Source organism: Paraclostridium sp. AKS73, from assembly GCF_025671395.1.
Classification (GTDB): domain Bacteria; phylum Bacillota; class Clostridia; order Peptostreptococcales; family Peptostreptococcaceae; genus Paraclostridium; species Paraclostridium benzoelyticum.
In genome coordinates this window covers 12,232-25,779 of sequence record NZ_JAIXHU010000015.1, presented here as the reverse complement: position 1 = coordinate 25,779, position 13,548 = coordinate 12,232, and the positions used below count along the sequence as shown (strand labels likewise).

Here is a 13,548-nt window from a genome sequence, read left to right as displayed (position 1 = left end):
AAAATGATAAATGTACTTATGATAGAAGATGATAGTGCAATATCTTTTGCAGTAAAGTATGCACTAGAAAAAGAAGGATTTAATATTGATATATGCAATGATTTAGAGAAAAGTAGAAATAGTATTAAAGATAAAAAGTATAATATAGTTCTTTTAGATGTAATGTTACCAGATGGAAATGGTTACGATTTTTGCAAGGAAATTAGAGAAGCTCAAGATACTCCTATAATATTTTTAAGTGCTTGTGATGAAGAAGTGAATGTAGTTATGGGGCTAGATATTGGAGGAGATGATTACATAACCAAACCTTTTAGAGTTAGGGAGCTTATATCTAGGATGAATGCAGTACTTAGGAGAAAAGGCAGTAGCAATGAAAATAAAAAGGTAATTAAATTTAAAGACTTAACTATAAATACTTTAGAAGCTAGAGTTTACAAAGGTGAAGAGGAAATTTTGTTAACCTCTGTTGAGTACAAGCTATTATTAATATTAATTAAAAATAATAATGTTGTATTAAGTAGAACTAAAATACTAGAAAAATTATGGGATGTTGCTTGTGATTTTGTAAATGACAATACAATTACTGTTTATATAAAAAGACTTAGAGAAAAAATAGAAGATGATTCAAGTCATCCCAAATACATACTTACAGTAAGGGGATTAGGATATAAATGGAACGGAAGTGAAAATAGTGTTTCTATCTAATGCTGAAATAAAAAGTTTTATAAAAAATTACACTATATTATTTGTGATTACTGTAATGCTTTGCGTAGGAATTAGCTTTATAAGTGTAAATATAATAAAAGATAAGGTAGTAGAAAATAATCAAGCTATAATAGGATCTATATTATCTAAGCATCCTAATTTAGAAAATAATATTGTAGGAATAGTAACTCAAGGAAAATCAAAAGATGATATAAGTTTAGGTAAAGAAATACTAAAAAATATAGCTATGATAAAAATATAAGATTAAATAATGAGCCAATTGTAAGAGGTAGTATAAAGGATATATTTAGTATAAATTTGTTATCTATATTTGTGCTATTTATTTCTATTTTAATCTTAGTTATGCATTATTTTAAGACTATATACAGTGATATAAAAGATATGACTGAATATGTATACAATAGTTCAGAAGGTAAAAAATTTGAGATGAAAAATAAAAATCAGGAAGGTCAGATAGGTCTTCTTAAAACGGAACTTTTGAAAATGACTAACATACTTAAAGAAAAAGTAGAACTTTTAAGTAAGGAAAAGATATTTTTAAATGATACTATTTCTGATATTTCACATCAGTTAAAAACACCTATGACATCACTTATAATACTTAATGACTTAATGTATGATGACCTCCCAGAAGAATCTAAAATAGAGTTTTTAGAAAAGATAAAATCTCAGTTAAATAGAATGGAATGGCTGATAAAAAGCATGCTAAAACTCTCGAAAGTAGAAGCTAAAGTAATAAATTTTAAAAGTGAAAAAGTAAATGTTAAAAAATTAATAAAAATGTCTATTCAGCCAAGTTTAATTCCAATAGAACTTAAAAATATAGATGTGAGTATAAATGGTGATAGTGAAGCTATGTTTTTAGGAGATATGAATTGGTCTATAGAAGCTTTGGTTAATATCATTAAAAATTGTGTAGAACATACTTTTTCTAGTGGAAGCTTAGATATTAGTTATGAAGAAAATTCTTTATACACAGAAATTGTAATAAAAGATAGTGGAGAAGGGATATATAAAAAAGACTTACCTCATATATTTAAAAGATTTTATAAAGGAAAAGTAGTTCAAAAGAAGATAGCGTAGGTATTGGACTAGCTATGGCAAAGTCTATAATTGAAGGACAAAATGGTGATATTTATGTCAAAAGTGAAAAAACAAAGGAACTCAGTTTAATATAATATTCCATAAAATCTAAGTGACTAATTTGTAATATTTAATTCACTTTAAAGTAATTTTATATCTTTAAAATTAAGTTAAGAAATTAAAAGTAATATAAGTATTATGAACTAAATAAGGTGAAATTTACAAAATGAGGAGTAAAGGTTATATGGAAATTTTAAAAGTTGAAAATTTAACAAAGAGTTATGGCACGGGAGAAGCAAAAGTAGATGCTTTAAAAAATATTAATTTATCAATAAATAAAGGGGAATTTGTTGCAATAGTAGGACCTAGTGGAAGTGGGAAAAGTACTTTACTTCATTTATTAGGTGGAGTTGATAAACCAACTAGTGGAAATGTATTTATAAATGATGTAGATATATACAACTTAAAAGAAAAAGACTTATCCATATTTAGAAGAAGAAATATAGGAATTATATATCAGTTTTATAATTTGATACCAGTACTTAGTGTAAAGGAAAATATACTACTACCAGCAGAACTTGATAATAGAAAAATAGAAACAGCATATTTAAATGATTTATTAAAAACTTTAGGATTAAAAGAAAGAGAAAATCACCTTCCAAATGAATTAAGTGGAGGACAACAGCAAAGAACTTCTATAGGTAGATCCCTTATAAATAGACCAGCAATAGTTCTAGCAGATGAGCCAACAGGAAACTTAGATAGCAAAAATTCTAAAGAAGTAATTGAACTTTTAAAGTTATCAGTAAAAAAATACAATCAAACTTTAATAATGATAACTCATGATAATAATATTGCATTACAAGCAGATAGAGTGATATCCATAGAAGATGGAATGATTATAGCTAATGAGGTGATATAAATGAACTTATATTACAGCTTAACTTTAAGATATTTAAAACAAAATAAGAAAAGAACAATAGTTACAATAATAGGAATAATATTATCTACAGCTTTAATATGTGGAATAGGTAATATGGTTGAAAGTTTTATAGATTATCAGATTAGAGAAACAATAGCTGATAAGGGAGATTATCATGCTATGTTTCATAATGTGAAAAAGATGATTTAGATATTATAACAAATAGTGCAGGTTTATCTAAAAGCTTTGTATATGATAGCTTAGGATATTCAAAATTAAATAATGAAAAGAAAAACTTAGTTCAAGTAAAAGAATATGACAAGACTGCTTTTGAAAGCTATCAAGTAAAGTTAAAGGAGGGGAAACTTCCTACAAATAATAAAGAAATAGTGATAAGTGAAAGTGCTATATCTTTAATTAATAAAAAAGTAGGAGACAATATAACACTAGATATTGGAAAAAGGCTATCTGCAGGTGGACAAAGCTTAGAAAGTCCAGCATTATGGGAATATGAGACTATGGTAAAGAAAAAACAAAGATTTTAAAATAGTTGGTATTATGAAAAAACTAAAAATGATATAGGAAATGATGTTGTAAGTTCAATAACATACTTAGATTTAAATAGTAAATCTAAAAATGATAGATTAAAAGTAGGTGTATTAGCCAATAATCCAAAAGAAATTTATGAAATATCAGAATCTATAGCAAAGAACTTAGGACTAAAAGAGGAAGTAGTTGATACCAGCAATTTAGATGATGAGAATAATGATAATGGTGTTCATTATAAAAATCTATCATTTAATGATCGTTTATTAACTCTAAAAGGTGCAAGTGCTTATGCAAATATCGATAAAACAGTAAGTATAGCAATATTTATTGTAATAACATTAGTTGTTATATGTACAATAGCTACAGTGTATAACTCATTTAGCATATCAATAAGTGAAAGAAGAAAACAATTTGGAGTATTAAATTCCATAGGAGCTACTAAAAATCAAGTCATGAAATTGGTATTTATAGAAGCTATTATAGTTAGTTTGATAGGAATACCAGTGGGGTTAATAATAGGTACTTTTGTTATTGATTTAGTATTAAAATTGATACAAGCATCATTTAATAATTCACAAATTGGAAATATGAATTTAAGATTAGTTTACAATCCATACGTAATAGTGTTAAGTGCAGTAATTGTACTATTTACAATATTTGTATCAGCAATATTTCCAGCTATTAGATCAGCCAAAACATCACCACTTGAATGTATAAGAAATAGTAGTAATCTAAAATTAGGAAAAGTAAAAAACTCTAAATTAATTAAATTATTATTTAAAACAGAAGGTGTTCTTGCATATAAAAATTTAAGAAGAAACAAAAAGAAATTTAGAATAACGTTATTTTCTTTAATAATTAGTGTAGTTATATTTATATCATTTAGTGGATTTTTAGATTTATTTGAAAAAGCTAGTGAAGTAAATACAGGTAGGATGACTTATGATATAAGAGTTTGGAAAAGTGGTATCCAAGAAAATAATAATATAATAGAAGATTTAAATAAAATAAATGGAATAAAGAAACTTAGTGTTACTAATGACTATGGGGTAGGTATAAATGTTAATGAAAATGATATAAATAAAAAATATAAAAAAATTATAGATGATTTTTTCTAAAAAGAGTAAAAATAATAAAGTTGTATATGACTTTGATATTGGACAGAATCATTTCCAATTTATACCAGATAAAGATATAAACACAATAAAATTAAAAGATGGGAACTTTGATAAAGAAACAGCTATAAAAGAAAATGGGATAATACTTAGAAATAAAAGTTATTATAGAGAACGTAGTAAAGTTTATGATATTTCATTAACTAATTATAAAGTTGGAGATACAATATATGCATATAAGAGATATTTTGATAAAAATGATAAAGAGATAAAGCAGCCTATAAAATTAAAAGTTTTAGCTACTACTAACGATTTACCTATAGGAAGTAAACAGTCTAATTATATGGGAATAGATTTTATAACTTATAATGAGGTAGGTAAAAAGTTAGGCTATGAAATAAGTGATTCAAATATATACATATACTCTGATAAAAAAGAAAATACAAGAAAAACAGTAAATGAGATCTGTAAAAAATATGCATATGATGTACGTGATGAAGTAGAAGAATCATTAAAAATTGAGACATCTATTACTGTAGTAAAAATATTTGTATATGGATTTATATTTATTATATCTTTAGTAAGTATAATAAATATAGTAAATACAATAAGTACAAATATAAATCTAAGAAAAAGAGAATTTGCAATAATTAAATCTATAGGTACAACGCCTAGTGGATTCAACAGGATGATATATTTTGAAAGTCTTTTATATGGAGTTTTAGCATTAGTGTATGGAGTTCCTATAGCAATTGCAATAGATATAATTATGAATAAAACTATTGGAGATGTTGTAGAATTTGGTATGATACTTCCATGGAAGGCAGTTTTAGTATGTGTTTTAGGTACATTTGCTGTTACATTTATTGCATCGTATATACCTATGAAAAAGTTAAATAAAGAAAGTATAATAGAAAATATTAGACAAGAAAGTATATAGAGGATATATATAACTAAAGCCTATATCTTAAATTATTTAATAATTAGATATAGGCTTTATATTTATTTTATATTATTTACCTATAAACATTTGTGTCCAGTATAAAGAAGAACCTTTTGCAGCTATACCAACACCTAGTTCAGTGAAATCTGGGTTAAGTATATTTTTTCTATGACCGTCAGAATTCATCCAAGCATTCATAACCTCTTGTGGAGTTTCTTGTCCCATAGCTATATTTTCTCCAGCTGAAGTATAGCTTATACCGAATTTCTTCATCATGTCAAATGGAGACCCATAAGTTGGTGATGTATGGTCAAAGTAGTTTTTATCAATCATATCTTGTGATTTTAAAGTAGCTACATTTGATAATTCTGAGTTAAACTTAAGAGCTTGAAGCCCTCTGCTTGTTCTTTCTTTATTAACTAAATCTAATACTTCTTTTTGGAAACTTGCAAAGTTACCAGATGGATTAGAAGGTTGATCAGGTTTTACTTCAGGTTTAGATTCTTGATTAGAATCTGTATTGCCTTCTGGTTTAGAATCAGGCTTAGATTCAGTATTATTATCTACATTAGGAGTAGATGGTTTATTTGAATTAGAATCTGTATTACCTTCTGGTTTAGAATCAGGCTTAGATTCAGTATTGTTATCTACATTAGGAGTAGATGGTTTAGCTTGTGAAGTAGGACACTTCCCTTTATTATTTAAAATATCTTGTATTAAATAGTGTAAAGGCTTTATAGGTGTTGAACAGTCTTTACCATTTACATTAACAGATAAGTATTCCTCATAGCCTTTATTGTCGCAATAAACTTTTTTGCATATAGTTTCATTTGATGCAGCATTAATAGGTAGTGTAGAACAAACTCCTATTATAGATACTACACCTAATGATAATAATGTTTTAACTTTGATATTCATAATTAAGTCACCTCTTTAATGTTATAGTTTTATAAATGAATTGTTTGAAAATGTTACTGTTTTGTAACCTGCAAGACGAGCTACCCCCTAGCGCCTATATCTTGGATGTAACTATAGTATCATAAAGCCCAGCATTTATGCATTGTTAAGTTATGTAAATATTATATATAAATTACAATAATGTAAAAATTAGAGTATATATGCAAAAATAGTGTAAAAACTATATTGATGGGTATAAAAGCATTAAACCTTTAAATTTAAATATAAATAGCAAAAAATTTAGTTAAATTATAAAAAAATGGTATACTATTAAAAGGTAAAATTACCAAAAGATGAAAGGAGAATTACTATGTCAAAAGAATTAGTAAAAGATAGAGTTATAAAATACTTAATGGAAGATTTATTTGTTCCACAAGAGATGATAGATACAGATGTAGCGTTATCAGAATTTGAAGAAGGTGCAGAAGGTGTAATAGATATAATGGTAAATGTAAAAGACAATGAAGATTTTTACGCTCCTGTTATGATAATAAAATGCCTAGATGAGGAAACACCTTTACAAGGAGAAGTAGCTCAAGAAGCAGTTAACTTCTTAGAAGATGTAGATAATATAACTTTAGCAGGAAGAGCTGTTTTAACTAATGGAAATGAAATGATGTATGCAAACTGGACTGGTGAAGAATATGATACAGAAGAGTCACTTCCAGAGTATGATGTTATGGTAAAAGAATTTTTCGAAATGGAAGAATTAGTAAAAGAGCATGAAGCATCTCATGAATGTGGATGTGGAGAAGATCATGACCATGAAGATCATGAATGTTGTGGTGGACATAGCCATGGTGAAGACCATGAATGCTGTGGCGGAAGTTGTGGATGCAACCACGACAATAAATAATAAAATATGCTTAAATTTGCGATGAAATGAGGGTTTAGCTTGACTAAACCCTTTTATTAATGGTATTATAAATCTGTTATAATCTCATTAATATTTTACCGTAATATAGGGGCAAGGATTATTATTGGATTTATTAATAGGGATTTGACTTTGTCGTTCGAGGGTAAAAGACTGCACATTGTGCAGTCTTTTGTTCTTTATAGTAATATTGTAGTTAATAAAATATTATTTTAAAAAAATATAAAAATAATCAAGGAATTTGATATGTAAGTGTAGAATAATAGATATAGGAATTTGTTGACAACTAAAAAGTATTTTTTTAGAAAAGTTTACATACTATTAACATGAGGATGAAACTACAGACACTTTTTAAATTTGATTAACAAATTATTAGAGATAGAAGGGGTAGATTATGGGGGCTAAAAGAGAACATACTTACGAAAATTACATTTACAGTGATTCATCAAATTCATCAAATGCTATGAAAATGTACTTAAAAGAAATTGAAGAGTACAAAATGTTGTCTGCGGTGGAGGAAATTGAATTAGCTAAAAAGATAGATGAATCATTTATAGGAGCTAAGGAAGAATTTATCAATGCAAATTACAGATTAGTTGTTAGTATTGCTAAAAAATATAGAAAAGAAAATATCGATATGCTTGATTTAATTCAAGCAGGAAATATAGGACTTATAAAAGCTGTAGAAAAGTATGATTATAAAAAAGGATATAAATTTAGTACTTATGCTACATGGTGGATAAAACAAAGTATAACTAGATACATAGATGATTGTGAGAATACTATTAGAATACCTGTTCATCTACATCAAAGAATTAACTTTGTGAAAAGAAAAAAACAGGAATTATCACTAGAGCTACAAAGAGAACCTAAAATAGAAGAGTTAGCTGTAGCATGTGAGATAGAAGTAGAAAAAATAATAGATCTACTTAAACGAGATAAAAACATAGTTTCATTGGATACACCTATAAAAGAGGATGAAGATAGTAGCTTAGTTGAGTTTATACCTTCAGATGCATACTTTGGGGATGTAGTTATGCATGAAGTAGAACAACATAACTTAAGAGAGAAAATTGAAGAGTTATTAACTGGATTAAGCGAACAAGAACAAAGAGTTCTTAGAATGAGATTTGGATTAGATGATGATATACCTAAGACATTAGAGGAAATAGGAAAGGTGTTTGGTGTTACAAGAGAGAGGATAAGACAGATAGAAGCTAAGGCTATAAGAAAGCTAAGACATCCAAGTAGATTAAAACAATTAAAGCATTTTTATTAAAATATATCTATTTATGTAAAAAGCTATGCAAACGTTATTCGAAATGTTTGCATAGCTTTTTTATGCTTAAGGAAATTAGTTTTATAAAGTAAGTCATATTAAGAGTATGTATATTAATATAATTTAAAGTATATGAAAACTTATTTCAAGGATTGATGCTATGTATTATTCAAATCGAGAAAAAGTTTATATGGAAATCTATTCAGATATTGAAACTATTAAAGAGACTCTAAAAAATATGAAGATGCAATCTTTTTTAGAGTCAAGTAAAACGTATAAGCTTATAGTTGAAATTGAAAAAGAAATAAACATAATTTCTAAAAGTATAAATGAACTTAAAGACCCATTTTTATTATTTGTTATGGGTCCTGGAAAATATGGAAAATCAACTCTAATAAACTCACTGATAAAAGATAATAAATTAAAAACAAAAGACACTCCAAATACATGGAGGTTAGATATATTAACAGCATCTGATTCTAAAAAAATGGATATTGTACGTGGATATGAAACTAAATCTTATGAGTATGATGAAGGGTTATCAATTTTAGAAGAAGAAGAAGAAAAAGTTAAGAACTCAAAAAAATTTATAAAATACAAATTTGAGAGAATAAAGAAGAATAATGATTTAAGTGTTTATGATTTAAAGGATTACAAAAAGTCTTTAGAAGAACAGTATTTATATAAATACGATATTGTGGAGGTAAAGCATTATATAAACAAAAGTGGAATTTTAAATGATTTTATTATAGTTGATACCCCTGGTTTAAATCAAAATTTACTTAAAAATACTAAAGAACGAATGGCTAATTATTATAAAAGAGCAGATGGGGTAATATGGATTTTAGATGCAAAGAACATAGTTTCAAAATCAAGTAACGATATGATAGTTGAATTGAATGAAAATTATGTATTAAGCGATGATTATAATAATATAATTTGTGTAGTAAATAAAGTCGATGAGATAAGAAATAAATGCAATGACTTATCAAAAGTTAGAGAAAAAGTTGTAAATTTATATAAAGACTATTTTGCAGATATAGTTTTTATATCTTCCAAAGAAGCAGTTGATGGATATATAAGTAATAATAAGAAACTTATTAATTTAAGTAATATAGACGAATTAATAAAAAGTATAAATAGAAATTTTAAAATAAATTCAGAAAAAATGCAAATTAAGTCAAAGTATATGCATTTAAAGATTAGTAGTGAACATTTAGGAAAAGTAATTAATATTTACAAAAGAGATTTATATGAATACTTATATAAATTTGATCAAATAAAAGAGATATAAATTATGAAATTGAGAAGTTAAAATCATATTTTGAAAATAAAATAAACACATGTACAAATATTGAAAACTTAAAAGCTAATGGTGTTTACACTCAATTAAAAAAATTAGAAAACTTACTAGAAATAGAACTTAATAATATGTATTTAAGTTTAAATAAGAAAATTTTATGTTGTGATGAAACAGATGACTTAAACCATATTGATGTAAATATAAGCAAGTCAAAGAAATATTAAATATTGAATATTTAATAAAGAAGGAAAAATCAATATAAAAGAAATAGATTTTTTTTAAGTAAATTAAAAAAAAGTAAAAAATTACCAAACAAATATGTATTTAATTATAGATGAAAGGAATAAATTAAGGTCAAATTTATTAAATTATTTAGATAGTCAATTAAACAGTATAGAAAAAGATATAATTAATAAATCCACCAAAGCATTTAGAAGAAAATACACAGATTATATGATAATAAAAGAACATTTAAGAAAAGTTAATGATATTAATAATATTTTAAAAAATGGGGGGATTATGTTGGGTAACTTAAATAATTATATTGAAGAAGCTAGATGTACTTTTATAGAATCTCCAGTTAGAAATTATTTAATGGAAGAGAAAAATGTACCTTTTAAAAAGATTATTAAACATAACCTAGAAGAAGTTATGAATAATTTTGATATTTTGTTAGAGAAACCATATAGCCAATTAAAATTAGCGATTATGGGAGAAGTTAAGTCAGGAAAATCTACATTAGTTAACGCTATTGTAGGAAGCAAGGTATCAGAGGTAGATGTATTAGAAGCTACATCATCGATTATAAATATTTTTTATAATGAAGAAGAAACTTATGAAATAGAGCAAAACTGCATAAATATAGGTATAAATTCAGATGTATTAAAGGATATTAGCATAGTGGATACGCCTGGATTAAAAAGTATTACATCAGAAAATGAAAATAAATCTATAAAATATATACAAAATGCCGATGTAATATTATATGTTTTTGATTCAACCCATATAGGTCAAGAAGATATAAAAGATGCTGTAGAATTAATTGCATCTTATGGGAAACCTATAGTTGGAGTGTTAAACAAAGGAGATTTGCTACATGACAATCATCAAGAAGTTTTAGAGTATATAGAAGATGAATATGACCTATATATAGATAAATTTTTTATAATATCATCTCATTTAGAGTATCAAAATAATATAATAAAAAATGCTGTAGCAAAAGAACATGATTTGGTATCAGAATACTCAGATGAATTAAAAAGAAACTTTGTATCATTAATAGAATTTTTAAAAAGTATTAGAACTAGTAATGATGAAATAAAACTTCAAAGTGTAAACTCATCTATAGAAGCCTTAAAACACAAAGAAAAGGTATATCATTATGAATACTTAAAGTCATTAGAAATGCTATCACAAGAATTATCAAATCATAAAAATTTATTAAATGGAAAGTTCGATTATATACAAGCTAAAATGGAGTTTGAGATAAATGAGTGGTTGGATAAAAGCTTTTTAGAAGATGAAATACATCTAATAAATAAAAATATGGATATAGCTAGAGAATATATAATGATAGCTATATAAATAATGTCATAAATAATGAAAAGGTAAAATTGGATGAATTATTTTTTAAAGAGTGGAATGAATGTATAAAAGAAGTTAATAGCATTACTAATAATAAAATAAAAGAGTTTATAAAAGACATAAACTATAGAGATTACAATATAGACTTACCTAAGGTTAAATTAAATGAAGAAGAAATAGATATGAACGAAATGCTAGCAACTATTGGAACAGGGGCTTTACTTGGAGCTACATCTGGTAGTGCACTAGCTGTATATGCAGCTGCTTTATCTGCATCTGCTCCAAGCGTAACAATAGGGGCAGCTATGATTACTTATTGTCCACCACTCCTTTTAGCCGGTACGGTAACTGGAGGAATTGGAAAAGTATTATATGATAAGTTAAAACAAGATCAGATGAATAAAGATATAATAGAAGATATAGAAAACTTCAAAGATAATATAAAATTTGAGATAAAAAATATATTAATAGATATATACGAAAAAGCTAGCAAAGAAATTATAAGAATAGATCAAGGAATATTTGAAAATTCAAAAGATGCATGTATGAATGAATACGAAATAGAAGAACTTCAAGCTGATTTGAAGGAATATATAGATAAACTTTAACAAAAAAGCGTTAATTAAACTTAATTAACGCTTTTTCAGTCTAACATCTATTATATATTTTATATAATGAAAATGCTATATTATCTGTAATTTTATTAAACCCTGTATCATATGCTAAAATATTATTTCTTATGTAAAATGAATTAAAATCAAGTTTGTTTTTATAGCTAAATTAGATATATAACTATACCTTATACAAACCATAGATAAAAAATATATTAAAAAAATCATAAAAGAAATTAAAAAAATATAGACATATAGAAACCCCCCCACAAAGTTTATAAATATATGCTCCTATAATTAAATTGTACAACCTATAGTCTGAAATTTCAAAGAATTAATAAATACAATATGCGAGAAAAAATTATATAAATCCCTAAAGTTCAAAACTATAATAACTAAATTATAATTATGATTATAAAATAGGGGATAAAAATATAATATTGATATATTTAGGCTAGCTATGATATTATAGTAAATACAGTACTGTTTAAAACACAGTAGTTGAAAAGTTTAGTAAAAGAGGTGGAGAGGTTGGAGTTTAGGTCATTAGTTGAAGAGTTTATAATAAACTATGGATTAATTAGTGTTTTTATTGTAGTAGCATTAGAATATGCAAACCTTCCTCTACCAAGTGAATTAGTTTTACCATTAGTAGGGATATTTGCATTTAAATATAATATGAATTTTACACAAGTAGTAACTATATCCATATTAGGAGGAATAACTGGGTGTATAGTCAATTATTATTTAGGATATAAATTTGGTAAGCCTTTAATTGAAATTATAATAGGGAAGTTTCCTAAGACTGAAAAATCTGTAATGTCATCATATTCATGGATAAAAAAATACGATAAAATGTCTGTAATGATCTCAAGAGTAGTTCCAGTAGCTAGAACATTTATTTCTATAGTAGCTGGGGTTATAAAAATGAATATAATAACTTTTATAATGTACTCAACTATAGGTATTGGAATATGGAATTTGGCTTTAATTTCAGCAGGATACTTGCTAGGACATAAAATACATATTATAACAACTATATTGAAACAGTACTCTTTATTAATATGTATAATAGCTGTTATATTTACGATAGTTTATATAATAAAAAGTAGAATAAAAAAAACTCATAAAGACACGTAGTGTCTTTTTGATTAAAACTAAAGTAATTATGATTATAAAATACATACATGTGATATTTAGTTGAGTATTAATTTTTATTAGTGAAAATTTATAATGAATGTGAAATTGGTGAAAGTTTAGACTATTTATAAATTTATCTTTTGTGTTAGAATCTGTACTGGCATTTTTAATACCTTCATCATCAGGACTTGCATTACTTACAATACATGTATTATATCCACTTTCAGATTTAGTTGGAGTATCTAGTCAGTTAATAATAACTGCGTATCAATTTGGAACTGGTATTATTAATTTAATTACACCTACATCAGGAGTTTTAATGGGCGCACTAGCATTTGCTAAAATACCATGGTCTAAATGGTTAAGATATATAGCTCCATTAATAGGAGCAATAATTGTAGTGTGTATAGCATTTTTAACAATTGGATTATACATAGGATTTTAATAAAAGTAGCAGCTTAT

Annotated in this window: 16 protein-coding genes; 15 read left to right on the top strand and 1 reads right to left on the bottom strand. The window is 25.7% G+C overall.

Annotated features, from left to right (window positions below; translation table 11 throughout):
* The first annotated feature begins 3 nt into the window (after positions 1-3).
* The 8 genes from LEQ07_RS09930 to LEQ07_RS09895 all read left to right on the top strand — a co-directional run bounded on the left by LEQ07_RS09930 (position 4) and on the right by LEQ07_RS09895 (position 5,335).
* The gene (locus LEQ07_RS09930; protein WP_046823591.1) at positions 4-705 is read left to right on the top strand and encodes a response regulator transcription factor; all 702 of its coding nucleotides are present in this window, start codon (positions 4-6) and stop codon (positions 703-705) included.
* Entirely contained in the window at positions 692-967 is a 276-nt protein-coding gene (locus LEQ07_RS09925; RefSeq protein ID WP_263330513.1) for a hypothetical protein, read from the top strand. Before LEQ07_RS09930 ends, LEQ07_RS09925 begins: the two co-directional genes overlap by 14 nt.
* A gap of 101 nt (positions 968-1,068) precedes the next feature.
* Positions 1,069-1,809, top strand: a complete 741-nt coding sequence (locus LEQ07_RS09920) for a sensor histidine kinase (RefSeq protein WP_263330512.1) — start codon at positions 1,069-1,071, stop codon at positions 1,807-1,809.
* A 244-nt stretch (positions 1,810-2,053) separates the two neighbouring features.
* Positions 2,054-2,731, top strand: a complete 678-nt coding sequence (locus LEQ07_RS09915) for an ABC transporter ATP-binding protein (RefSeq protein ID WP_021433553.1) — start codon at positions 2,054-2,056, stop codon at positions 2,729-2,731.
* Positions 2,732-2,941 carry a hypothetical protein gene (locus LEQ07_RS09910; protein WP_263330509.1) on the top strand — a complete coding sequence of 70 codons (210 nt, stop codon included), beginning with the start codon at positions 2,732-2,734 and terminating at the stop codon, positions 2,939-2,941. It begins immediately after the preceding gene.
* A gap of 179 nt (positions 2,942-3,120) precedes the next feature.
* The gene (locus LEQ07_RS09905) at positions 3,121-3,276 is read left to right on the top strand and encodes a hypothetical protein (protein ID WP_263330508.1); all 156 of its coding nucleotides are present in this window, start codon (positions 3,121-3,123) and stop codon (positions 3,274-3,276) included.
* Between the two features lie 369 nt (positions 3,277-3,645).
* A complete protein-coding gene (locus tag LEQ07_RS09900) occupies positions 3,646-4,398 on the top strand; it encodes an ABC transporter permease (RefSeq protein WP_263330506.1) in 753 nt (250 codons plus the stop codon).
* The gene (locus LEQ07_RS09895; protein ID WP_263330505.1) at positions 4,385-5,335 is read left to right on the top strand and encodes an ABC transporter permease; all 951 of its coding nucleotides are present in this window, start codon (positions 4,385-4,387) and stop codon (positions 5,333-5,335) included. The genes LEQ07_RS09900 and LEQ07_RS09895 overlap by 14 nt, the downstream gene beginning before the upstream one ends.
* 72 nt (positions 5,336-5,407) lie before the next feature.
* Here LEQ07_RS09895 and LEQ07_RS09890 read toward each other — a convergent pair whose 3' ends face one another.
* The gene (locus LEQ07_RS09890; protein ID WP_263330503.1) at positions 5,408-6,256 is read right to left on the bottom strand and encodes a CAP domain-containing protein; all 849 of its coding nucleotides are present in this window, start codon (positions 6,254-6,256) and stop codon (positions 5,408-5,410) included.
* 349 nt (positions 6,257-6,605) lie between these two features.
* Between LEQ07_RS09890 and LEQ07_RS09885 the strand changes: the two genes are divergently transcribed.
* From LEQ07_RS09885 to LEQ07_RS09855, 7 genes are all read left to right on the top strand, one after another.
* Positions 6,606-7,151 (top strand): type I restriction enzyme HsdR N-terminal domain-containing protein, encoded by a 546-nt coding sequence (locus LEQ07_RS09885; RefSeq protein WP_263330501.1) that lies wholly within the window; start codon positions 6,606-6,608, stop codon positions 7,149-7,151.
* Positions 7,152-7,563: 412 nt separating this feature from the next.
* The gene (locus tag LEQ07_RS09880) at positions 7,564-8,448 is read left to right on the top strand and encodes a sigma-70 family RNA polymerase sigma factor (protein ID WP_046823600.1); all 885 of its coding nucleotides are present in this window, start codon (positions 7,564-7,566) and stop codon (positions 8,446-8,448) included.
* Between the two features lie 190 nt (positions 8,449-8,638).
* On the top strand, positions 8,639-9,742 hold the full coding sequence (locus LEQ07_RS09875; RefSeq protein WP_263330499.1) for a dynamin family protein: 1,104 nt from the start codon (positions 8,639-8,641) through the stop codon (positions 9,740-9,742).
* 327 nt (positions 9,743-10,069) lie between these two features.
* Positions 10,070-11,335 carry a dynamin family protein gene (locus LEQ07_RS09870; protein ID WP_263330497.1) on the top strand — a complete coding sequence of 422 codons (1,266 nt, stop codon included), beginning with the start codon at positions 10,070-10,072 and terminating at the stop codon, positions 11,333-11,335.
* A gap of 29 nt (positions 11,336-11,364) precedes the next feature.
* Positions 11,365-11,943: a hypothetical protein gene (locus tag LEQ07_RS09865; RefSeq protein WP_263330496.1), complete on the top strand. Its 579-nt coding sequence runs from the start codon at positions 11,365-11,367 to the stop codon at positions 11,941-11,943.
* Positions 11,944-12,477: 534 nt separating this feature from the next.
* Positions 12,478-13,086 (top strand): DedA family protein, encoded by a 609-nt coding sequence (locus LEQ07_RS09860; protein ID WP_263330494.1) that lies wholly within the window; start codon positions 12,478-12,480, stop codon positions 13,084-13,086.
* Positions 13,087-13,213: 127 nt separating this feature from the next.
* Complete coding sequence (locus tag LEQ07_RS09855) at positions 13,214-13,531, top strand: hypothetical protein (protein ID WP_263330572.1); 318 nt, start codon at positions 13,214-13,216, stop codon at positions 13,529-13,531.
* Positions 13,532-13,548 lie beyond the last annotated feature (17 nt).

Coding starts and splice junctions, on each gene's coding strand:
- LEQ07_RS09915 (WP_021433553.1), top strand. CDS start 2,054: ATGGAAATTTTAAAAGTTGAAAATTTAACAAAGAGTTATGGCACGGGA.
- LEQ07_RS09920 (WP_263330512.1), top strand. CDS start 1,069: ATGCATTATTTTAAGACTATATACAGTGATATAAAAGATATGACTGAA.
- LEQ07_RS09885 (WP_263330501.1), top strand. CDS start 6,606: ATGTCAAAAGAATTAGTAAAAGATAGAGTTATAAAATACTTAATGGAA.
- LEQ07_RS09910 (WP_263330509.1), top strand. CDS start 2,732: ATGAACTTATATTACAGCTTAACTTTAAGATATTTAAAACAAAATAAG.
- LEQ07_RS09930 (WP_046823591.1), top strand. CDS start 4: ATGATAAATGTACTTATGATAGAAGATGATAGTGCAATATCTTTTGCA.
- LEQ07_RS09890 (WP_263330503.1), bottom strand. CDS start 6,256: ATGAATATCAAAGTTAAAACATTATTATCATTAGGTGTAGTATCTATA.
- LEQ07_RS09880 (WP_046823600.1), top strand. CDS start 7,564: ATGGGGGCTAAAAGAGAACATACTTACGAAAATTACATTTACAGTGAT.
- LEQ07_RS09870 (WP_263330497.1), top strand. CDS start 10,070: ATGTATTTAATTATAGATGAAAGGAATAAATTAAGGTCAAATTTATTA.
- LEQ07_RS09875 (WP_263330499.1), top strand. CDS start 8,639: ATGGAAATCTATTCAGATATTGAAACTATTAAAGAGACTCTAAAAAAT.
- LEQ07_RS09895 (WP_263330505.1), top strand. CDS start 4,385: ATGATTTTTTCTAAAAAGAGTAAAAATAATAAAGTTGTATATGACTTT.